Origin of the sequence: Trichocoleus sp. FACHB-40 (genome assembly GCF_014695915.1) — a bacterium.
Classification (GTDB): domain Bacteria; phylum Cyanobacteriota; class Cyanobacteriia; order Cyanobacteriales; family FACHB-T130; genus Funiculus; species Funiculus sociatus.
On the sequence record NZ_JACJPF010000035.1, the window covers coordinates 109,922 to 130,321 of the forward strand.

The 20,400-nt window shown below is 44.9% G+C and carries 19 protein-coding genes, 1 tRNA gene and 1 pseudogene; 6 read left to right on the plus strand and 15 right to left on the minus strand.

What is annotated here, in order from left to right; genetic code table 11:
- Positions 1-61 precede the first annotated feature (61 nt).
- The 7 genes and pseudogenes from H6F63_RS04325 to H6F63_RS04355 form a co-directional block, all read right to left on the minus strand.
- Positions 62-991 (minus strand): annotated as a pseudogene (locus H6F63_RS04325) (DUF4351 domain-containing protein).
- Entirely contained in the window at positions 988-3,474 is a 2,487-nt protein-coding gene (gene recG / locus H6F63_RS04330) for an ATP-dependent DNA helicase RecG (RefSeq protein ID WP_190635199.1), read from the minus strand. The pseudogene H6F63_RS04325 and the gene recG overlap by 4 nt, the downstream one beginning before the upstream one ends.
- A gap of 23 nt (positions 3,475-3,497) precedes the next feature.
- The gene (locus H6F63_RS04335) at positions 3,498-4,280 is read right to left on the minus strand and encodes a hypothetical protein (protein ID WP_190635200.1); all 783 of its coding nucleotides are present in this window, start codon (positions 4,278-4,280) and stop codon (positions 3,498-3,500) included.
- Positions 4,281-4,500: 220 nt separating this feature from the next.
- The gene (tsf, locus tag H6F63_RS04340; RefSeq protein ID WP_190424651.1) at positions 4,501-5,448 is read right to left on the minus strand and encodes a translation elongation factor Ts; all 948 of its coding nucleotides are present in this window, start codon (positions 5,446-5,448) and stop codon (positions 4,501-4,503) included.
- A gap of 43 nt (positions 5,449-5,491) precedes the next feature.
- On the minus strand, positions 5,492-6,292 hold the full coding sequence (gene rpsB, locus H6F63_RS04345) for a 30S ribosomal protein S2 (protein WP_190424649.1): 801 nt from the start codon (positions 6,290-6,292) through the stop codon (positions 5,492-5,494).
- 241 nt (positions 6,293-6,533) lie between these two features.
- Positions 6,534-7,295 (minus strand): SDR family oxidoreductase, encoded by a 762-nt coding sequence (locus tag H6F63_RS04350; protein ID WP_190635202.1) that lies wholly within the window; start codon positions 7,293-7,295, stop codon positions 6,534-6,536.
- 144 nt (positions 7,296-7,439) lie between these two features.
- The gene (locus H6F63_RS04355; RefSeq protein ID WP_199297674.1) at positions 7,440-8,228 is read right to left on the minus strand and encodes a nuclear transport factor 2 family protein; all 789 of its coding nucleotides are present in this window, start codon (positions 8,226-8,228) and stop codon (positions 7,440-7,442) included.
- 186 nt (positions 8,229-8,414) lie between these two features.
- Here H6F63_RS04355 and murG point away from each other — a divergent pair, with 186 nt between their 5' ends.
- The 3 genes from murG to H6F63_RS04370 all read left to right on the plus strand — a co-directional run bounded on the left by murG (position 8,415) and on the right by H6F63_RS04370 (position 10,751).
- A complete protein-coding gene (gene murG, locus H6F63_RS04360; protein WP_190635203.1) occupies positions 8,415-9,473 on the plus strand; it encodes an undecaprenyldiphospho-muramoylpentapeptide beta-N-acetylglucosaminyltransferase in 1,059 nt (352 codons plus the stop codon).
- 238 nt (positions 9,474-9,711) lie between these two features.
- Positions 9,712-10,068 (plus strand): S-layer protein, encoded by a 357-nt coding sequence (locus tag H6F63_RS04365; RefSeq protein ID WP_190635205.1) that lies wholly within the window; start codon positions 9,712-9,714, stop codon positions 10,066-10,068.
- A 167-nt stretch (positions 10,069-10,235) separates the two neighbouring features.
- Positions 10,236-10,751 (plus strand): DUF29 family protein, encoded by a 516-nt coding sequence (locus tag H6F63_RS04370; protein ID WP_190635207.1) that lies wholly within the window; start codon positions 10,236-10,238, stop codon positions 10,749-10,751.
- Positions 10,752-10,875: 124 nt separating this feature from the next.
- Here the strand turns inward: H6F63_RS04370 and H6F63_RS04375 are convergent, their stop codons facing one another.
- The 3 genes from H6F63_RS04375 to H6F63_RS04385 form a co-directional block, all read right to left on the minus strand.
- Positions 10,876-11,232 (minus strand): phage holin family protein, encoded by a 357-nt coding sequence (locus H6F63_RS04375; protein ID WP_190635209.1) that lies wholly within the window; start codon positions 11,230-11,232, stop codon positions 10,876-10,878.
- Positions 11,233-11,340: 108 nt separating this feature from the next.
- A complete protein-coding gene (locus H6F63_RS04380; protein ID WP_190635210.1) occupies positions 11,341-11,997 on the minus strand; it encodes a biopolymer transporter ExbD in 657 nt (218 codons plus the stop codon).
- Positions 11,998-12,077: 80 nt separating this feature from the next.
- On the minus strand, positions 12,078-12,767 hold the full coding sequence (locus H6F63_RS04385) for a MotA/TolQ/ExbB proton channel family protein (protein WP_190635212.1): 690 nt from the start codon (positions 12,765-12,767) through the stop codon (positions 12,078-12,080).
- A 203-nt stretch (positions 12,768-12,970) separates the two neighbouring features.
- Here H6F63_RS04385 and H6F63_RS04390 point away from each other — a divergent pair, with 203 nt between their 5' ends.
- Positions 12,971-13,285 (plus strand): YkvA family protein, encoded by a 315-nt coding sequence (locus H6F63_RS04390; RefSeq protein ID WP_190424631.1) that lies wholly within the window; start codon positions 12,971-12,973, stop codon positions 13,283-13,285.
- Positions 13,286-13,641: 356 nt separating this feature from the next.
- Here the strand turns inward: H6F63_RS04390 and H6F63_RS04395 are convergent.
- Positions 13,642-13,714: transfer RNA gene (locus tag H6F63_RS04395), tRNA-His, on the minus strand.
- A gap of 119 nt (positions 13,715-13,833) precedes the next feature.
- Here H6F63_RS04395 and H6F63_RS04400 point away from each other — a divergent pair.
- Positions 13,834-14,214 carry a DUF4359 domain-containing protein gene (locus tag H6F63_RS04400; protein WP_190635214.1) on the plus strand — a complete coding sequence of 127 codons (381 nt, stop codon included), beginning with the start codon at positions 13,834-13,836 and terminating at the stop codon, positions 14,212-14,214.
- A gap of 262 nt (positions 14,215-14,476) precedes the next feature.
- On the opposite strand, the gene H6F63_RS04405 is transcribed toward H6F63_RS04400, so the two are convergent.
- From H6F63_RS04405 to H6F63_RS04415, 3 genes are all read right to left on the minus strand, one after another.
- Positions 14,477-15,736: a glycosyltransferase family 4 protein gene (locus tag H6F63_RS04405; RefSeq protein WP_190635215.1), complete on the minus strand. Its 1,260-nt coding sequence runs from the start codon at positions 15,734-15,736 to the stop codon at positions 14,477-14,479.
- A 153-nt stretch (positions 15,737-15,889) separates the two neighbouring features.
- A complete protein-coding gene (locus H6F63_RS04410) occupies positions 15,890-17,041 on the minus strand; it encodes a glycosyltransferase family 4 protein (RefSeq protein WP_190635217.1) in 1,152 nt (383 codons plus the stop codon).
- Positions 17,042-17,191: 150 nt separating this feature from the next.
- Positions 17,192-18,061, minus strand: a complete 870-nt coding sequence (locus H6F63_RS04415; protein WP_190635219.1) for a glycosyltransferase family 2 protein — start codon at positions 18,059-18,061, stop codon at positions 17,192-17,194.
- Between the two features lie 216 nt (positions 18,062-18,277).
- Here H6F63_RS04415 and H6F63_RS04420 point away from each other — a divergent pair, with 216 nt between their 5' ends.
- Complete coding sequence (locus tag H6F63_RS04420) at positions 18,278-18,868, plus strand: methyltransferase domain-containing protein (protein ID WP_190635220.1); 591 nt, start codon at positions 18,278-18,280, stop codon at positions 18,866-18,868.
- A 38-nt stretch (positions 18,869-18,906) separates the two neighbouring features.
- Here H6F63_RS04420 and H6F63_RS04425 read toward each other — a convergent pair whose 3' ends face one another.
- Positions 18,907-20,367, minus strand: a complete 1,461-nt coding sequence (locus tag H6F63_RS04425) for a hypothetical protein (RefSeq protein WP_190635222.1) — start codon at positions 20,365-20,367, stop codon at positions 18,907-18,909.
- Positions 20,368-20,400: the final 33 nt, after the last annotated feature.

The following is a 20,400-nucleotide window of genomic DNA, read 5'->3' on the forward strand; positions in this document are numbered from 1 at the left end:
ACAAGAGCGCGATCGCTTTAATATTGTAGAACGCGATCGCGTTCTACTTTTAAACCCAAAATTAACCCTTTGGGTGAATTTCTAACCAACTCACCAAATCTGCTGTATCCGCAAAGTCTAACAACACCTCAGCTAAATCTTCTAATTGGGTGAGAGATAACTGGCGAATTTGCTCTTGCAACTCAGGCGCCACTGTACCAATTCGACGGTTGAGTAGCCGCATAATTACTGCCAACTCTCCCTCTTGTCTACCTTGTTCCAACCCTCGTTCTATCCCTTGCTGCATCCAACTGGTAACGATTTCCATAACTACCTCAATTTCAACTGGTTCAAAGGAAGCAATCTCAGCCTGAAAAATTTCTTCTTCTGCTGTATTCAACTGGATATAAGTATCAACAAACCCAGAAATCATTTTCATCTGTGCTGGATTTAGTCGCAGAGTTGCCAGCAGGCGCAGACATTCTGATTTAACTTTAGGACGGTCTTCAGGCGCTATGTTCATTTTAGCCATCAGCGCACTGGCTACTGGATTTTGGTGTTGCAGAAAATCTCGCCAATTCAGGCGATTTAATTGAATCAGCTGATAGTTAAACTCCAAAACCACTGTATCGGGAAATTCTACCCGGTGAAAGTTTGGCTGTGGAAGTTTGGGAGAATTGTACGAAAAGATAGCGATTGGATACACGGGGATGGCAAATTTTTCATACAACCGGGCGAAGTAACGAAACATTCGCCGCCCAAAATCTGCTTGTGGTTGCGCTTGGTGTTATAAGTGAATTAGAAAGTATGATTCTTGTTCTCTGAATCTAGCCTTTACTAATAAATCAGCTTCATATTTTTCGCCAGCCGTGACATCAGTATATATTTCTTTTGGTTCAAAGCTGATTGAATTTGGTTCCAGATAAGCAACTATGTCTGGAAAGAATAAATCTAGAAATTCTATAAAAAACTCAGTGAGTAGTTCTTTAAATAAACGGTCATGGTCAATCATGTTAAAATCGCGCCACCCATTAAGCGCTGGTAGCGATAGTCTAACTCAGCTTTCATTAAAGGATGTTGCTCTAATTTTTTATCTTGCAATATCACCTTTTCAGCTGCATCCCGCGCTATATTTAAAACTTCTTGATCTTCCACTAAACTTGCCAAAGCTAAATCTTGCACCCCAGACTGGCGAGTACCTAACACTTGACCGGGGCCGCGTAACCGCATATCCATTTCCGCAATGAAAAAGCCGTCTTGGGATTGTTCCAACACGTTCAACCGATAACGTGCATCTGCGGTTTTACTGCTGCTCATCAAGAGACAGTATGATTGGTGAGAACCCCGACCAACGCGGCCCCGCAACTGGTGCAACTGAGATAAGCCGAAACGCTCCGCATTTTCAATTAGCATCACCGTAGCATTAGGCACATCGACACCAACTTCAATCACGGTGGTGGAGACAATGATTTGAGTTTGGTTGTCGCGAAATAAGTTAATTGCCTCGTCTTTCTCGGCTGAAGTCATACGGCCGTGTAGCAACCCTACCTGAAACTGGGGGAAAATACTCTCAGAAAGGCGCTGATGCTCCTCCACTGCTGAGCGCACATCCAGCTTTTCTGATTCTTCAATTAAGGGTAAAACGATATACGCTTGCCGTCCCTGAACGATTTCGCGGCGGATCAGGTCATAGGCGTTGGTGCGTTCCCTCCCGGTTAAAACTGTCGTGTGTATCGTCTGACGGCCGGGTGGTAGTTCGTCAATCTGACTGACATCCAAATCGCCATGCACTGTTAGCGCCAAGGTTCGGGGAATCGGGGTGGCTGTCATAGTTAATACATGGGGATGTTCGCCTTTTTGCTGCAAAAGCGCCCGTTGTTCTACACCAAAACGGTGTTGTTCGTCAATTACTACTAAACCCAGCTTATGGAAATTAACTTTGTCTTGAATTAAGGCATGAGTACCTACTAATAGAGGTAATTCTCCTGTTTCTAATTGGGAGTGAATTTCCCGACGTTTGGCGGTTTTGGTGGAACCTGTCAGCAGTTCTACTGGTAAATGTAGGAGGTTGAACCAACCGACTAATTTGCGGTAGTGCTGTTCTGCTAAAACTTCCGTGGGAGCCATCAACGCTGCTTGGTAGCCGGATTGGATGGCGGCGAGGATGGCAATTACTGCTACAACAGTTTTACCAGAACCGACATCCCCTTGTACCAACCGATTCATCGGGCTGGATGATTGCAAATCGTTGAGGATGTCGTTAAGAACTCGCTGCTGGGCGTTAGTTAGCTTGAAAGGTAAAACTTTGTGGAATTGCTCGATGAGTTTACCTCTGGGAGCTAAAATTGCACTTGCTTGCTTTTGGCGTTGGGCTTGACGACGCATGAGGAAACCCAACTGGAGGTAGAAAAATTCATCAAAGACTAAGCGACGACGGGCGGCTTCCTTGGCGGCACTGTCTGGGGGAAAATGGATATTAGCGATCGCTTCGGGTAACTTCATTAACCCATACCCATCCCGCAAAGCAGCAGGTAAAGGGTCTTTTAGCTGTTTAGCAGCAGGTAAAGCGGCAATTACCGCACTCCTGACCATATCAGCCGCCACACCCTCAGTGAGCGCATACACTGGCACCACCCGACCAATCGACATAGAATCAATCGTGTCTCCTGGGTGTGCCAAAACTTCCATTTGTGGTTCTTCGAGAGTAATACCGTATTGACTCTTTTTCACCAAGCCAGATGCCGCCACGATTGTCCCCACCGGATACCGACTCTTTTGACCTTCCTGCCAGCCGCGATTGCTGTAGCGATTGCCCGCAAAAAAGCGGCTGAGGGTGATTTGGCCGGTTCTATCTTTCAGAACCACTTGGAAAATCGTTAATTTCTGGTTTTTGGGACTACTAAAGCACGTACAGCGCTTTACAGTTCCCACGACTGTCACCGTCTCGCCTGCTTCGAGTTCGCAGATATTCACTTGGCGGGCATAGTCGATGTGGTCGCGGGGGTAGTAGAAAAGGACATCCCGCACCGTCTGTAAACCCAGCTTGGCTAAATATCCGCTTTTTCTCACCCCCACATCCGGCAAATGCGAGAGCTGTTGGTCGAGAGATACACCTACATTAGACTGAACTAGGGGAGCCGTTAGCGGGGCTTTGTAGTTGGGGTTTTCAATAGTATATTGTTCTCTGTTTTCCCTTGTTTGTTCTTGGATTTGTTTGTTGCTACATTGTTGCATCTGGTGAAGAAACCGCCGAGTTTCTGCTACCAAATGTTGTCGTTCTTCAAGTGGGAAGTCAGGATAACGGGCAAATTTGTTTGCCATTTCTTGCCACCTGCGGCGTTCCATAGGTATTAAGGTAGCTGGAGGTTTGCCAAACTCCAAACACAAGAATTCACTGAAACGATATTGTTTTCCCATCAAGTCCGTGAAGCCCCGTTCTGCTTCCACCGCCAGGGCTTTTTGCAATCGCAACCAATCCGGTGATTCTGTTTCCATACTTTCTCCTTAGTGCCTAGTCCCTATTCTTCAAACCAACACGCACGCCAAGCGGCTTGAGCATCTGCAACGGTACGCTCACGCTGCTTTTTCTGAAATTCCCGGCGGAGTGTAGTGAACTGTGCGTTGAGGTTGCGAATTTGGTTGCGAAACGCCATTACAGTTGAGTCAGCAAACTCAATTTCCGATAACCGCAAATGAATTGCCACGATTGGCGTGACATTGGAGTTTTGGATAGTTGGAAATTCTGGCATTTCTATGTCATCATTGGCGATTTCGATCGCCAATTTTATGATATTGGGTCGTCCTCCCACTGGTTGAGCTGATGGCTCTGTTTTGACAGCAGCTTCCAGAACCGCGGGCGGGAATTTGTTGGGTAAAATACCAGTTTCCTGTAATAGGCTATTGATGTCGCAAGAGACTGAGATCAAGGTTTCGCTAATGGCGCTTTCTAGCTGATCTTGCCACTTAGCGATATCTTCCAGGTTTGTTGTCGGGACGCTGTTGGCTGCTGTCTCGATGGGGCGAGGCTCCAAGTGCAACAACATCTGTGTTTGAGCTTTACGTGCTAGTTGCAGGAGGTTCTGCTGTAATTTCTGTCTTGCGTCAACAGGCAAGCTTAGGAAGGCTTCTGGGTAAGCCTGAGTGCAAAGATAATAAATAGCTTGGATTAACTGCTGGCGCATTGCTTGCTCCAAGGCAGTCAGGTATTGGTTGTAGGTGTTGTGGAATTCAGACGCGATCGCGTCAGTCGCTTCTTGCAGCACTGCCATATCCCGCTCTATTTGCTCTACTGTTCTCGCCATAGCATCATCTAGACAGCTGCTTATCTGAACGTTACTTGCGTACAACTGTACTACTCTAATTTAGAATAACGGCTTATCGTCATTAGTCAATCGTCAACATCAGGTCTCAGGACTAATGATAAAAGACAGGTCAGCCATGTGAGGGGTTGACCTGTCTTTTCGACTCTTGATAGCAGCTCTAGAACCTAGTAGCTGCTATCAAGGGGAGTGATCGCGCTGATTATTTATTGCCGCCCATTTGAGCTGCAACTTCCTCAGCAAAATTGCTTTCTTGCTTTTCTAGCCCTTCGCCCAGGATATACCGGACAAACTGACGCACTTCGATGTTTCCACCTAACTGGCTAACGTGCTGCTTCACCAAATCTTCCACCGCGATGCTTTGGTCGCGAATGTAAGGCTGATCCATCAAGGTCATCTCTTGCAGGCGCTTGTCAATTCGCCCTTGAACAATCTTTTCCTTGATGTTCTGCGGCTTATTCCCCAGGTCATCCCGCCCCATTTCAATTCCCTTTTCCCTCTCAACGACTTCGGCGGGGATGTCGCTGACTTTCACATATTCCACGTTGGGACAAGCAGCAATTTGCATAGCAACGTTCTGCACCAGAGTTTTGAATTCTTCACTGGCCGCAACCTCATCGCTTTGGCAGTTAACTTCCACCAAAACGCCAACTCGTCCCCCTGTGTGGATGTAGCTCCCGACTAGCCCGGAAGTTCCTTCATCCAGCACAAACCGCTCAAAGCGGCGCACCTGAATGTTTTCACCCAACTGGCTGATGTTTTGCTTCACCAACTCTTCGACCGTAATATTCTGGTCGTGAATGTACGGCTGAGACATCAGCGAATTGACATCTGAAGCGTCCGCTGCTTGCATTGCAATGTTCTGCACCAGGGTTTTAAACGCTTCGTTGCGGGCAACAAAGTCGGTTTGGCAGTTAACTTCCACCAAAACGCCAACTCTTCCCGCAGTGCCAATGTAGCTGCCGATCAACCCATCGGTGGCGGCGCGGGTTTCCATCTTCCCCGCCTTGATCATATTTTTCTGGCGCAGCCATTCAATGGCTTTGTCCATGTCACCGTCGGTTTCTTTGAGCGCTTTTTTGCAGTCCATCATGCCGACACCTGTTTTTTGGCGCAGCTCTTGGACGACTTTTGCAGATATTTCCGCCATTGCTTGGTGTTCCTACTAAGATATTGATGTTTCCAACGCTGAATTACTCCTGGGTTTCCTCTTCCTCTTCATCTGGAATGGGTGAGTCGGATTCCTCATAATCGAGGTCGTCTTCAGCGCCTTCGTAATCTTCGTAATCGTCTTCTGCTTCTGCGTCTAGCTGACCGTGACGCCCTTCATAGATGGCATCCGCCAACTTACCCACTATTAGCTTAATTGACCGGATGGCATCATCATTGGCTGGGATGGGAATATCTACCACATCAGGATCGCAGTTTGTATCAAGAAGAGACACAATGGGAATCCCCAGCTTCTGGCATTCCTGAACAGCGTTATATTCCCGACGCTGATCCACGATTACCACGATATCAGGAACTTTCCGCATCAATTTGATGCCGCCCAGATACTTCTGCAATTTTGTCATTTCCCGACGCAGCATGGAAGCTTCTTTTTTGGGCAACAAGTCGAGGACTCCGGTTTCTTCCCGCCGCTCCAAATCCTTCAGGCGCTCTACGCGGGTTTTAATCGTCGCCCAGTTGGTGAGCATTCCCCCTAACCAACGTTGGTTAATGTAGTAGGAACCACAACGAGCAGCTTCTTGTGCCACAATACCCGCAGCCTGACGCTTGGTGCCAATGAAGAGAAACTTCTTGCCCTTCTCGGCTTCCGAACGCATATAGTTATAAGCATCTTCCATCAAATGCGCTGTCTGCACCAAGTCGATGATGTGGACACCATTGCGGGAAGTGTAGATATATGGAGACATTTTCGGGTTCCACCGTCGGGTCTGATGCCCAAAGTGAACTCCAGACTCCATCATTTGAGCCAAAGAGACGACTGACATATTTTTTTCTCCTTTCGGGTTAATCCTCCATCCAGACGTATTTCCTGCGGAAACACCCGAAACCCTGGATGTGCGAATTGAGACAACTCTTCTAGTATATCATAAGTTAGGCTCAGATGCAGTTAAAAGTGTTGGGTTGAACGAAAGTAAAACCCAACAAATGTTTAGAATACTTGGCTGAAGTTCCCTGGAAACCTACGCTGGTTTTATATTTTTAGCTCTAAGTTAACCATATTAGGTTTTAAATTCGATTAACTAAAGTGGCAGTAGCTTGATCGGTTGGCACTAAAAGTATCTCGCTAATATTAACGTGGGCGGGTCGAGTGACGCAGAAAAATATCACGTCCGCAATGTCTTCTGGTGTCAAAGGTGTTAATCCTTGATAAACTTTTTTAGCTCGGTCAGTATCACCGTGAAAACGGACATTACTAAATTCAGTTTCGACTAAACCAGGATCTACCGAAGTTACGCGCACTGGCGTTCCCAAAAGGTCTTGTTTCAAGCCTTCAGAAATTGCTTTGACGGCGGCTTTAGAGGCACAGTAAACATTACCGCTTGGATAAGTTTGATGTCCAGCAATTGAGCCAAGATTTACTACATGACCCCGCCCACGATTAACCATTCCTGGTACGAGGAATCGGGTACAGTATAGTAAACCTTTGATGTTTGTGTCGAGCATTTCTTCCCAATCTTGAATGCTGCCTTCATGGAGTTTATTTAAACCGCGACTTAAGCCCGCATTGTTAATCAAAATGTCTACATTAGACCAGTCGGCGGGTAGGGAAGAAAAAGCAGATTCAACAGAAACGCGATCGCGCACATCCAGAGGTAACAAATGCACAGCAGTTCCCTTCAACATCTGTGCAAGTTCTTCTAAGCGCTCTTGCCGTCGAGCCACCAAAATTAGTTTGGCACCAGCTTCAGCAAATATTTTGGCACAAGCAGCACCAATGCCACTACTAGCGCCTGTAATTAACACAATTTGGTCTTTGATTGAAACCATAGAATTTTAGATTTTGGTTATCTCGTTCCTAGGCTCCCGCTTGGGAATGCAATTCAGGAGGCTCCCGCCTCCTTTCACCGATAGCACTACAGGCGGGAGCCTCACATACTGCGTTCCCAGGCGGGAGGCTGGGAACGCAGTAGATTACTTAGTTCCCGCGTTGCCTTCTACAACTCGCAGGCGCTGAGTTACCATTGTGGTGCCTTCCTCCCGGATTAACACCGTTGACACCCAGTAGTTACCTTGAGAAAGGGGCGCGCGACCTACTTTAAAAATCCCACCAGAGGATAGTAACTCTAAATCCACAGGCGCAGGTTTGACAAAGCGCTCCGCCTTGACAGGTTCCTCCACGGCTGCTCCCAGCATAAGATCGTCGCCCAGAGGTTCCTGCACAACAGCATCCAAATTATAAGACTGACCAACACGTACCTGCTCTGGCAACTTCATATTCACCGTAGGAGGCTTTGCGCCAGTCGTCATCTGAGTGCGTTCTGCTAAGATTTCCTGCTGGACAATTTTTTGATTTTGAAAACGCTGGCGCGATCGCACAGTAGACTCAATTTTCGTATCTTTGCCATCCACTTTCCCTGCACCAGTGATAGTAGTCACCGTCTCGGCCACAATCTCATCTCCCTTCGCTTCCCAAGATGTGAGTTCTGTTCGGTAGTTCAGTTTTGGGTAGCGCTGCCAGATTTGAGATAAACTCTGTTGCATACTTTGGCGATTTAAGCCGTCAGAATGGGTAAAATTCTGGCTATAGAACTGCATCACCGTCTTCACATCCTGGCGATTGGCAGCAGCATCAATTTGCGCTAAAGCATTTTTTAGCTCAGCGGGTGCTGTTTCTGGACTAGCGGCGCGGACGGTAGCAGGATGAAGCACCGAAAGCGTAAAAAGTATAAAAGCAAAAATTTTCAACTTTTGCTTAACCATAGAGAGTCGAAAGTTGTTAGAAAGAGTTATCGAGTTAGGCATCGGGGACGTGTTTGAATAGTGGGATAAAGGAAACGGATATTGAGCAAGGTGCAGGGAGTAGAAATCCTGGCTACTCTCCAAAGCTAACTTACAACTAATTTTTGATCTTATCCGCGCCAGGACAGCCAGTAGGAGAAAGAAACTTTGGCAAATGAACTGAAAAAATTGCTAATAGCCGCGAGTGGTACTGGGGGGCATCTATTTCCCGCACTTGCTCTAGCCGAACAACTGCCAGACTACCAAATTGAGTGGCTTGGTGTCCCTAACCGCCTGGAAAACCAGTTGGTTCCTGCTCAATATCCCCTCAATACCATAGCTATAGAAGGCTTTCAGGAACGCTTCGGATTGGGGACACTGGGAATTTTGCTGCGCCTTAGCAGTTCCATCCGCGAGGTGCGACAGATAATTAAAGAAAAGAATTTTCAAGGCGTATTCAGCACTGGCGGTTATATTGCCGCACCAGCGATTATTGCTGCGCGATCGCTTGGAGTGCCAGTTATCCTCCACGAATCCAACGCCCTCCCTGGCAAAGTAACTCGCTGGCTGAGTGGGTGGTGTACTAGCGTCGCTTTAGGATTTGAATACGGAGCACATTATCTACCCCGCACTGGAACAGCATACACAGGCACTCCAGTTCGCGCCCAGTTCCGCACCCAGCAAAAGCTGGCTCTGCCAATTCCGGAAAACGTGCCTTTAATTGCCGTTGTCGGAGGCTCACAAGGCGCTGTCGCTGTCAATCAATTAGTGCGCCAGTGTGCGATCGCGTGGTTAGATGCAGGTGCCTGGATCGTCCATCTAACGGGCGATAATGACCCAGATGCCCAAAGCCTCCAGCACCCTCAATATTTTGCTATGCCTTTCTATGACAACATGGCGGCACTCTTCCAACGAACTAACCTGGCAATTAGCCGCGCTGGTGCTGGCACACTCACGGAACTGGCAGTAACTCATACACCCGCTATTCTCATTCCCTACCCCTACGCCGCCGAAGATCACCAAGTCTACAACGCGGCAATCTTTGACTCAGCGGGTGCTGGTTTGGTATTTCGTCAGGCAGAACTGACACCCCAGTTACTACAAAGTAAAGTGTTGAATTTATTGCATTCACCCGATTTGCTGCAACAAATGGCACAAAAAGCTGGCAAGTTGGGATTTCCTGATAGTGCCGAGCGTTTAGCCGATTTAGTACGTCAGACCCTGTAGGGACTAGAGACTAAGAGAATGGTGGGCAATGCCCACCATTAAAGTCATTGGTGGCATTCCTGTAAGTTTTTAAGGAGGTTCGGGGTTTAATTACGACTAAGCGAACAGTAGTGGGCGCTCAGCAGGAAAGATTGGGTGCATCTACACGTTGGCAGAGCAAGTGTTTTGTGCAGAATTGTTAGTTTTGAGTAGGAGCAACTTTCTCAAAAGTTGTCCTTAAAGTTGTTATTGGTAAGCCATGAAACTCATACTTTTGGCCACAGCTACCCTATTAGCTACATTTGGCTTTTTGGCTCCACTCAAAGCTCAAAATACCGAACCTTTCAACTCAACAACGCCCTCTTCTCAAACGCCACCAACTTCAGATCAAGTTTTGGAAGCTTGTTCTAGAGATGCTGGGGATACTTTGCCAAACCCTTATAGGGATGTGTCACCCTCAGACTGGGCATATAAAGCGGTTCTCAGTATGTACTATTGTGGCGCTTATAGAGGGTCAATTTCACCCGCCAAAGTTAAACCATTTCTGGAACAACAAGTTCCCAGAAGCAGCAACCCAACTGAAACTAGAGGAGAAGTTCCCCAACTTGAAGCCTAACGACTAAAGTTTCGGCTATGCAAACAAAGCGTGCGTAGACAGGCTTATTCTAGCCCGTGCAGGTAGGCTTTGTTTGTATAGCCTCAGGCTTCAGCCTGGAGGTTCTAACCAACGCATTTCCCGCCCTACAATATAATTGGTCTATGCACAGGTGAGGTCAACTGACAATGACTCAAGAACTCACAGATTTAAGAAATTATATTCTTGAAGGTCGCTATGAAGATGCTTTATCCCTATTAGATGAATTGGAGGGGATGAGTAAAAAAGCTATTTTGCAGACTATCGAAAGCTTTCTGATTCGGCTGCTCGTTCACTTGATAAAGAACCAAGTTGAGCAGCGTTTAACTAATTCTTGGGCTGCTTCCATTCGAGATTCGATTCTCAAAATTCAATCTTTAAATCTCAAAGAGAATCAAACCTCATATTATATTAAGCCAGAGGAATGGGACTCTTACCTCGAAACTGCTTTTGAAGATGCAATTTTTACAGGTAGTGTGGAAGTTGCTAATGGTGCCTATAAGCCAGCTCAACTAATGAGAATAGTAGACCAAACACAGATTATAATTATAGCCAATAAATTATTAAATTTAACTTATTCTCATGCTAAAAAAGCATTACGTGATGCTATTTCGGAAGAATTTAGTCAATTACCAGGTGGGGAAGATTGGAATTTAGAAGTATGAAATTGAGGTTTGATGATGATAAGCGATCGCTAAGATATCGTATCTTATATATGCACACGCAAACCGCCTGAATGTTTCACATCCAGGCGGTTCAATTATAGGGTTATATTTTCAACTAGAGCGTCTAGATAAAGTTGTAGATCAGGTTGCTCACGAAAGAAAGCGCGATCGCACCGATTACCGCACTCCAGATCCCCAACCGCAAGCGGAATCCATGTACCAGAGACGCTGCGAGCATGAAAGTTGCAACCGTAACAATAAACGTGAAAAGCCCTGACAGCAAGTTAAACGTCAAAAAGTTAGGAATTGCAAACACAAGTCCCATAATTGGTCTAACTATAGCAGCAACAATTCCTAGCACTGCTGCTGAAACAAATGCTTTCGGGGTGCTATCAATTTCAACACCTACAGGTATTTGGGAAATAATCAGTAAGCTAGAAGCTGATACCAGCCATGCAATCAAAAGATCAATAAAATCCATATTTTTATTACTCCCTTTCTAGAAGTAGAGGCGTGAAAAATTATCTTTATAATTACTACCGTAAGTTAAAGATCGCGCCTCTACCTCTATAAATTGGCAGAATCAACTCTACCTCTTGGGAACAGAATCAGCCTTTGGCGGAGCAATAGTAGCACCAGGGACTGGGACAGCGGGTGCAGTAGGATTAATACCTGGTTGTCCGGGTACAACAGGTAATTGCGGCTGACCTGGATTGTAAGGGTAAGTGGGAGCTGGTGCAGCGTAGGGATTATACGGCTGGATGGGAGCAGTACCGGAGTAAGGTGTAACTCCCGGAGCAACAGGAACCTGCGTATTAGAGCCAGAAGTCCCGTCACCGGAACCGGGTAAAGTTGCTAAAGACACGCGATCGCCTCCTACCTCGCGTAGCAAATCCAACACCTGAATCACATCGTTGTAACTCGCAGTCCGTGACGCATACAGCACCATCAAACCATTGGGATTTGTCGAGCGATAATTCTTTAGTGCCACAGATAGCTGATCTTTTGAGCCGATCGGCTGTTGTTCGATATAAACTTGACCCACATCATCCAAACTTACCATCAACATCTCTCGCATTTGCGGAGTGCCGCTGCTAGCTTTAGGCAAATCCACACTGATAGCTTGCTGACGAGTTAGCTGCAAACCAGCTAACAGAAAAAACGTCAGGATACAAAAGATGACATCTATCAGAGGAATAATCTCAATCCGCGCTTCTTCAGACGGAGTATCCAAATTTACTTTCATTGTTGGAAAAAAGAAGAGAATTGCTAATTGAAGTATCGCTAATTGTTAAAAATCCATTAGCCATTGACTAAGGACTAATTTTAGCGATCGCTAGGCTCGGCGCTGTCGATTTTCGGTTTGATGGCATTACTATGACGGTTAATGCCAAATTTCGGCCATTCCTGCCTGTAAAGTAACTCCAAGTCATTCCCGGCTTTGCGGAAAATTTTGATTTGATTAAACAAAAAAGCTTGAAACAGCCGATAGAAGACCAGAGTAGTAATTGCAACCACCAGTCCAGCCGCCGTACTGATGAGAGATTCACTAATTCCCAAAGTTACTCCAGCAGTCGAAGACGTTCCCAAATCGCCCAAACGAATACCACTCAGGGAGCGGATCAAGCCCAAAACTGTACCCAGCAAACCTAGTAGAGGCGCGAGGGCAATTACAGCTTCTAAAAGTTTGTCGCCTTGGCGCATCGCAGCCAATTCCTCGTCCGCTGATGACTCCAGCGCCAGCTTAAACACCTCTGGATCGGGGCTAGCCAGCCGCAAGGGAGCATACAAAAAGCGCCCAATAGGTTGTCTTCTCGCCTGTCCGGCAATCTCTGCGGCAACGTCCCAGTTGCGGCTCGCCGCCTCCAGTATGCGATCTACAATCTCTCTTTCCTTGGTTAAGATTCTCGCCCAAAACCACAGGCGCTCCAAAATTGTTCCTAAAGATAGCAGCGATAAAGCCAGCAGGGGCCACATCGCAGGTCCGCCCTTTTCAATCAGTTCTTGAAATGTCACAGTGGATTCTTTCCTCCTCACTCCCCGGCTTAGGTTTTCTTTATTCTGTTAAAGCCATTCCAATTCTAGTTAAGCATTGTCATTCATAAGAGATACCTTCTCCTGCTGTTGTCGCATCATAAGCGTCAAACTTCGGGGGGATATCCACACCTGCATACTGCTGGTAGATTTGTCAATATTAAAAATAGATCGAGGGTTAAAGAATGAATTTTTCAATCCAATCACTTTACAACTGGTATCGCAACACAATTCGTAATCCCAAGTATCGCTGGTGGTTGATTCTGGGGACAGTGGCCTATCTGTTCAGCCCGATTGACATTGCTCCGGATTTTATTCCTGTTGTGGGACAGATTGACGATGCCTTGCTTTTGACACTGCTGGTTTCTGAGATATCCCAGATGCTGTCGCAGCGTCTCAAGTCTCGTAACGAGGAAACAGTTAGCGAAGCTGATGCTGCTAACCAAGCTTCAACAGCTTCTTCAGACACCGTTGATGTTAAGGCTGTTCCCATCAAGTAGATTACGTAATTGACAAGTTTTTCTTAGGCTCCCTGGGAAAAGGGCTTCGGGCGATCTTCGATGTGAGCTACATAAAGTGAGATCCCCCTTTGCCTCCATTAAAAGGCAGGGTGGTTTCATACAATCGAAGAAAATATCGTATCGTAAATTGCGACATTTTGTAGGGGCATGGCAATGCCATGCCCCTACCGCCAACCGAAATCAACGTTACAGAATTTTCTTTTAACAAATGCAACCACCCTGCTTTGCCTCCCTAGGAAGGAGGGTAGTATGCCAGTAGCTTAGACTTGACAACCAAATATTAAAAGACGCCTCGGCCACAGCCGAGGCGTCTTTTTGTGTGGTGTTAAGATGAGGGCGAACGATGGGACTTGAACCCACGAATGGTGGAACCACAATCCACTGCCTTAACCACTTGGCTACGCTCGCCATTCCAGTTTCTAACTATAGCATAACTTTCTGGTTTGATCCAGTGATCCAAAAATTACCCCGGAACTCAGGAGCCAGCAGGCGTAGTCTTAACCATAAAGATAAGTCGTAGGCGTACCATGAAGGGTTTGCAGGTTGTTCAAACAATTGGGACAGTCGTCCTAGCTGGGCTGGGCGTGGCGATGGCTATGACTAATCCGAGTCAGGCTGAGTATGAAGAGTTTGCCTTACAGCAGCTGACGGTGTATTTAAAAGAGAATGTTTGTGCAAAAGCGTCCGAAGATTTCGGTGGCTTTTTGAAGCGTCAATGTAATTTACTGGTAGAAACTGGAAGTCCCCAAGTTAAGCAACTTATTGCTGAAACTACAGAAAGGCATAATTTTATTTTCTTTAGTATTTACCGAACGGATTTATCGGTGAGTTCGTTTTTGCCGTCTTATCATTTTGAGTCGGTGGGAGTTTTTAATAATATTTATATCTACCAAGCCCAAAAACAATAAGGCGATCGCTACTTCCTTTTTCAGCCAAACCGTGTCACCTCACCCGCAGATGGTCAACGAGGAGGGGGCGAAGAAAAAGACTGACTTTATCCTCGTTATAGTCACAGGCTAATAACGTCAATGCCTTATGTGAAGCGGAACTTCCCATAACCCATTCTCAGCTGACGGGGTGACAGCCCGTCAGCTCACGGACTTCATTGATGCTCTACTCCAAGAACAAGACAATAAAAAGCTGTCCTAGAAGGACAGGGCTTGCATCCCATTATTTTCGGTCATTTTGGACAGAATTTACAACAGCTGACTGAGGCAGAAATTTTTCATAAAAATCAAGTAAAAGTGTTTCCTTGAGTTCCCAATCAAATACTTCCTGCACTCGCTTTCGTCCCGCTTGTCCCATGCGAATTCTAACTTGTGGTTCAGCTAAACGAATCATCGCCTTAGCTAAATCGTGTACTGTCTGTTCGGGATTTTCAGCAGCAACTTTAATCCCAGTTTCTTCAGTCACTTGTACCGCGGGCCCTCCCAAATTTAAGCAAATTACTGGACGACCCGCCGCCATCATTTCCGCACATACAAAACCGCCAGATTCGTGTAAGCTGGAGTGAACGAGGACGTGACTCTGTCCAATTTTAGACAGTGTTTCTTGGCGCGGCAAAGCTCCCCAGAAGCGGATTTTATCCCCAATTCCCAGCGAGTGCGCTAATGCTTCTAATCGTTGCCGTTCCCCTCCATCTCCGACTATCCAGTATTCGGCTTCGGGGATGTGGTTGAGAGCGATCGCAAAAGCGCGAATCCCCAAATCTACGCCTTTCCAATGTATCAGGCGACCAACACTAATAAAGCGCACTGGACTACCGTCAGGTAGGCCATATTGCGCCAAACTGTTAATTTCTTCTTTAGACAAACCCACTTGGGAAGCGATTTGGACATTTTTTACCCCAAGCGATCGCAACCGTTCCGCCGTCTCGTGCGTAGTTGCTAAACCCACCCTACTCCGAAGAGCCGTCAGCCGCACAAACGGATCGCACTCACCCACAGATTGAGCTAAATTTCGCAGCACTTCATAAACCTGGCCACGCCGACTAAAATCTTTCCAGAAAGCCTTTGGTGCAGCTTCCGCGCCTCCCACAGGCCCCCAAATAAAAGGTACTGGAAGCAAGGCTAAGAAACTCGGCGACCAGTGCTTAACATAAGTAACGTGACGCACTATGTCAAAGGAAATCTCTTGATGCAGTCGTCTTGCCAAAAAATAAGCTTGAATTTGCCAAAGGTAGTAGTGAAGTTGCACCAACCCTTGCTTATTTCGCCAATCCTCAGTCCAGTTGAAGGGATCGAAGTAAACAAAGTGCAAATTTGGCACCGGGTTGCGTTCTAATTCTGCCTCAATAGCTCGACGAAAACCAATACGAGTCAACACCCAAACTTTGTGATCATTTGCTACGTGTCGCACCGTATTCCAACCTACTCCTTCTTCAGAGCCACAACCAGGCTCACAAGCATAAGCGGACAAAAGGATTTTCATAGGTTTTTCATCTCTTGATATTAGCAACTTTCTATTTATATAGTTCCCATTTATTTTTCTATAATACTCATTTCCCCTATAATTTCGTTTCCATGCTGAGCCTGGGAACGAAATTATAGAGGCTCCGCCTCATTCAATGGCGGCCCCAGCCAATCATTTTTTTTCTATTACATTTATTGCCACTTCTGCCATTTCTTTGGCTGCCGCTTCTGGAGAATATTGTGCTATCAGTTGCTGCGATTTTTTACCCATTGAGGCAATTAAATCTGGATTATCTATAAAACGGCGCATACCTTCAGTAATTTCTTCCGGTTTCAGAGGATCGAATAGATAACCATTTTCCCCTTCCACAATCATTTCGTAAGCGCCTGCACCCTTAGAACACAAAACAGGTTTGCCAAACACCATTGCCTCAAGCACCACCATACCCCAGACATCTTCATAGGTAGGAAATACGAAAACATCTGCATACTGAAAGTATGCTCCAAGCTGTCCGTATTCAACCCATCCCGTCCAGGTTACGCGCTCTGCCAAACTCCTATTTTTAACAAAAACTTCCAGTTCTTCTCGTTGCGCTCCATCCCCAATAATCAGCAGCGAATAATTAGAGTATCCCTGACTTTGCAGAAGCGAACACGCCTCTAACAGGGATTTTATCCCTTTCCTAGAAATTACTTGTCCGACAAATAGAAAAACCGGACGGTTTAACTGTAACTCACTTTGTTTAGCACCTTCAAGCCGTTCCCACAAAGCTTGCGTATCTGGCACCAAATAAGTTTTAGTAAAAATTCCATTTCCATCGGCTCCAATCGCTTCCTGAAGATACTTTTTGCCGTCATGGCTGTTAGCAATAAAAGCATCTGTAAACCGAACCATTAACCGACGAGCGAAGGAACGAAATTTAGAATCTTGAAAGTTAGTATTGGGTGAACTGCCATCGTAAATAATTACAACTTTCCAACCTCCCCAAGGTTTGAAAAGTAGAGCCAATACAGTCCAAATAGAGAAAGCACTGGCAAAAACTACATCAGGCTTAAATTTAAGTAACTCATTTACAATCTTCGGTGAAGCCAGCATGAAGCCGCGGCCATAGCCACTTGATACTTGAGTTGCTTCTACAAACTTAAATTTTCCTATAAGTTTAACAGCGGAAGCTCCCGGAGCTGCCGGATCAAATTTAGGCCAAAGGCAACCAGTATAAAAAATTGTATTTTTACATATTTTCATAAGTTCGTACAAAACTGGCCGCCAATAAGAGCCAAATTCGACTGAGGGAACCACTATTGCGATGCGGAGTTTATCCATATTTAATTCCTTATCCTCAACTTTTATATTACTGTGTCTCATTTTTGTGAAAATGCAGTTAGCGGCAAATAAACTAAGCCGTAGCTTATCAGGCTATAAAGACCGCGCAGACGGTCTTTATATCCACACCATTCGAGGGTGCCGCTACTTTCATGTTCCTTCCTGTCGCCGCTTTCCAAAGCTGGAGAAAAGTAATTTTCTATACGGTAGCAACCAAAAAATAGGCCATAAAATACCGGCATGGCGCTGAGCAAATAACTGCCGCTCTTTGAAGGTAAAATTCTTCGGCTGTTCTGCTTTCTGCCATCGTTCGCGGATAGGCAAATTCGAGTCCATCCAATTAGCATACAAAGGGTTTCCTGAACACGTTCCAATGTAGCCTGGAGCTAACCAAACTGTATATCCTTTTTGTTTTGCTCTTAACCCATAATCAAAGTCTCCGGCATAATGTCTAAAGTCAGGATCTAAGTTTCCTATTGTTTGATAAATTTCTCTAGGAATTAGGACACAATTGCCGTGCATGGTGTCGCAGCGCCTAGGTTCTTCGCCTGGTTCTAACCAGCGAAACTTGAAGGGATGCCACCATGTATTGCGCTCTACGCCTCCATAAGAAACTGTATTTGTCTCTGGATCGCGAGTCGCTCCTGTGACAATTACTAGCGCATAACCTTGCTCAGCTAAACGCTGCGATGTTGCCAGCATTTTACTCAAAGCATCGGGATAAATCAGGGTGTCATCATTAAGCCAAAGATGATAATTATGGTTGTGCCTGATGGCTTCCGAAAATGCCATCCGCATTCCCCCGTTCCAAAATAAATTGCCATCTCCCTGAATCATTTTTACTTGAGGATAAGTCTGGCTTACCGCTTCCGTCGTACCGTCGGTGCTGCCATCATCTACCAAATAAACGCAAAGCTCAAAGTCAGCTGGCAATACCTGGTTAAAAAGTGCCTCTAGACTTGCCAAAGTTTTAGGCTTGCGGTTATAGCAAGTTATCAGAATTGCTATGCTTGTTCCCATTACTCGTTTATCTCGTTGAAATTAATACTAGCGCTGTAAGAGAGCGATCGCATATTTTTTTCTTATATTTATTTTATAACTAAACTGATACTTTGAAATTTCTTCCAATATAAAAAAATATTTTATAAATCTTTAATAAAGCTTTTCATTAAGCTATCTAAAAAACACTAAACTTACTATATACCCCTTAGGCAGAATTAAACCATGAGTACAACAATGAAATTGAATCTAGGCTCTTTTGATCGAATCTTTCCAGGCTGGATCAATACCGATATTACGCCTCACATCTTTGTTACAAAAGTCCCTTTTTTAGCAGATGTGATGTTTAGCTTGAGAAAGCTAGATAAAGAGCGTTACGACGAGCATAAAAAAGGCATTTTTCGACAGTTAACTTATCTCGATTTAACCAAAAAATTTCCTTGGGATGATAACAGCGTGGACGCTGCCTATACCTCACACGTACTTGAGCATTTGTATCTTGAGGGAGCGCTAAATTGCATTTTGGAAGTCTATCGCGTTCTCAAGCCGGGTGGAATATTTCGGATTGCAGTTCCCGACCTTGATCAATTAATTAAGAGTTACGATTCTAGCTGTCCAGAAGTCTTTTTAACGGAGTTTTTAGAGGCGACACAGACACTAGAGAAAAATCGTCATCACTGGCACTATAACGAAAATTCATTGCGGAAGATTCTCCAAGAAGCAGGTTTTCGGGACATTGTTAGACGTGAGTATCGAGAAAGTAAAATTTCAGGTATTGCTGAAAAAGAAGAACGCCCAGAATCTTTGTTTATGGAATGTGTTAAGTAAAGATTCAGTAGAGACACGGCGGTGCCGTGTCTCTAGCGCTATAGAACATAAGTAGATGGAAAAAGAGGAATAAGATAATAAAGACCTGTATAACTTTGAAAACCTGTATTTAAACCTACATAATAGGACGGCAAAATAATATTAGCTAAAGCAATATAAAACAACATGTTGAATCCCGGAAACTTTTTTTCCTCTCCTAGCAGGATAGCAAATGCAATCAGCATTCCAAAGAAGCCATAACCGACGTTTCTGCTGGTATCTACAATCAAAAACATTGTAGATATGGGAAATGCAATGATACTTGCTATGGCAGCTACCAAAAGTGTCTCGCCTTGTCGCCAAAGTATCCAGAGAATATATAAAGTAATAACCCAAAGTAGTTTATAGGAGAAGAAGAATCCGGCTAATCCCATCAGTGGATTTTCCGCCAAATACTGCAAAGCTGTCTTATTCTCCAGTATCAAGTGTGCCTTAACTGGACTATCCAGAGAAAATCCACTACCCGCAAACCAAATAAAACAGTAAATTGGGACTAAAGATAAAGCAGTTAATACTTCTCGTTTGGGGAAACAAAAGATAACAATTGGGATAAAGACAAAGGCACTAGCTTCATGCGTTGCTAAGGCAAGAGCAAGTGTTCCCAATCTTCCTTGACGACTCATTGGCATGCAAGCAGGAAGCAATATCAGGATAAAAAATAGCTGATCTACATAACCTGGAAATTGATAATTAAACATCACGTAACTGCTGGTTGCTATCGATACGTAATATAAAAATTGTCTTTGGTAGTTTGGATATTTATTGTCTATGTTTAATATTTTGGATTCTATAAATGTTAATGATAAGAATATTAAAACGTAAGTACAAAGCAGCGAAAAAATATAATATAGCAAAGGGCCGCTCATGTGAATAAAGTTAGCGATCGCCAGCATGAGCAGCCGTCTATAATACCAGTCTGCGTTTTGACTAAAAGGCTCCAAACTCCTGATAGCATACTCTAAACCCATTACTGCTGTGCCTAAAGGATATCTGAAAGGAAGGATAAGTAAGGATAAAATTAGGAAGATGCTTAAGGATGCGATCGCTCTCCTTTTAAACCCAGCATTAAACAGGAAAAAACGCGACTTGATAACCGATATTAAAATTGGCATAGCAACTACTAAAGTTGCTATAAAAAAGAGCATTCCTTTGATAGGGATAATGCCATAAGTAGTAGTAATCTCTGCTAATTGCTGCGGTGCAGTTTTGGCTAGAATCTCTGGAGAAATTCCCCCAGGAGTAAAACGGCTTAAGATTGCTTGGACATTTGTAAAAACCCAATCTTGAGGGAGACGGTTTAAAATAGCTTCAACAGCTATAAGTATCCTATTTCTCGGAGCATTCGCTACTGCATATAGCGTAACTACCGCTATCCAAAAAATCACTGGAGGAATAATACTTTTATCCTTCAGCGAATCAAATAACACATAATGTATGTATTTTTCTGATCGTTTTAGCATCTTCTCAATCTCCTAATAATTTAATTACATTAC

What these genes read in the sequence shown, in the direction of transcription:
- H6F63_RS04425 (WP_190635222.1), bottom strand. Translation starts at nt 20,367, where the DNA reads ATGCTAAAACGATCAGAAAAATACATACATTATGTGTTATTTGATTCG.
- H6F63_RS04400 (WP_190635214.1), top strand. Translation starts at nt 13,834, where the DNA reads ATGAAGGGTTTGCAGGTTGTTCAAACAATTGGGACAGTCGTCCTAGCT.
- H6F63_RS04355 (WP_199297674.1), bottom strand. Translation starts at nt 8,228, where the DNA reads ATGGTTAAGCAAAAGTTGAAAATTTTTGCTTTTATACTTTTTACGCTT.
- H6F63_RS04365 (WP_190635205.1), top strand. Translation starts at nt 9,712, where the DNA reads ATGAAACTCATACTTTTGGCCACAGCTACCCTATTAGCTACATTTGGC.
- H6F63_RS04335 (WP_190635200.1), bottom strand. Translation starts at nt 4,280, where the DNA reads ATGGCGAGAACAGTAGAGCAAATAGAGCGGGATATGGCAGTGCTGCAA.
- rpsB (WP_190424649.1), bottom strand. Translation starts at nt 6,292, where the DNA reads ATGTCAGTCGTCTCTTTGGCTCAAATGATGGAGTCTGGAGTTCACTTT.
- H6F63_RS04380 (WP_190635210.1), bottom strand. Translation starts at nt 11,997, where the DNA reads ATGAAAGTAAATTTGGATACTCCGTCTGAAGAAGCGCGGATTGAGATT.
- H6F63_RS04415 (WP_190635219.1), bottom strand. Translation starts at nt 18,061, where the DNA reads ATGGGAACAAGCATAGCAATTCTGATAACTTGCTATAACCGCAAGCCT.
- H6F63_RS04375 (WP_190635209.1), bottom strand. Translation starts at nt 11,232, where the DNA reads ATGGATTTTATTGATCTTTTGATTGCATGGCTGGTATCAGCTTCTAGC.
- recG (WP_190635199.1), bottom strand. Translation starts at nt 3,474, where the DNA reads ATGGAAACAGAATCACCGGATTGGTTGCGATTGCAAAAAGCCCTGGCG.
- tsf (WP_190424651.1), bottom strand. Translation starts at nt 5,448, where the DNA reads ATGGCGGAAATATCTGCAAAAGTCGTCCAAGAGCTGCGCCAAAAAACA.
- H6F63_RS04350 (WP_190635202.1), bottom strand. Translation starts at nt 7,295, where the DNA reads ATGGTTTCAATCAAAGACCAAATTGTGTTAATTACAGGCGCTAGTAGT.
- H6F63_RS04410 (WP_190635217.1), bottom strand. Translation starts at nt 17,041, where the DNA reads ATGGATAAACTCCGCATCGCAATAGTGGTTCCCTCAGTCGAATTTGGC.
- H6F63_RS04405 (WP_190635215.1), bottom strand. Translation starts at nt 15,736, where the DNA reads ATGAAAATCCTTTTGTCCGCTTATGCTTGTGAGCCTGGTTGTGGCTCT.
- H6F63_RS04370 (WP_190635207.1), top strand. Translation starts at nt 10,236, where the DNA reads ATGACTCAAGAACTCACAGATTTAAGAAATTATATTCTTGAAGGTCGC.
- H6F63_RS04390 (WP_190424631.1), top strand. Translation starts at nt 12,971, where the DNA reads ATGAATTTTTCAATCCAATCACTTTACAACTGGTATCGCAACACAATT.
- H6F63_RS04420 (WP_190635220.1), top strand. Translation starts at nt 18,278, where the DNA reads ATGAAATTGAATCTAGGCTCTTTTGATCGAATCTTTCCAGGCTGGATC.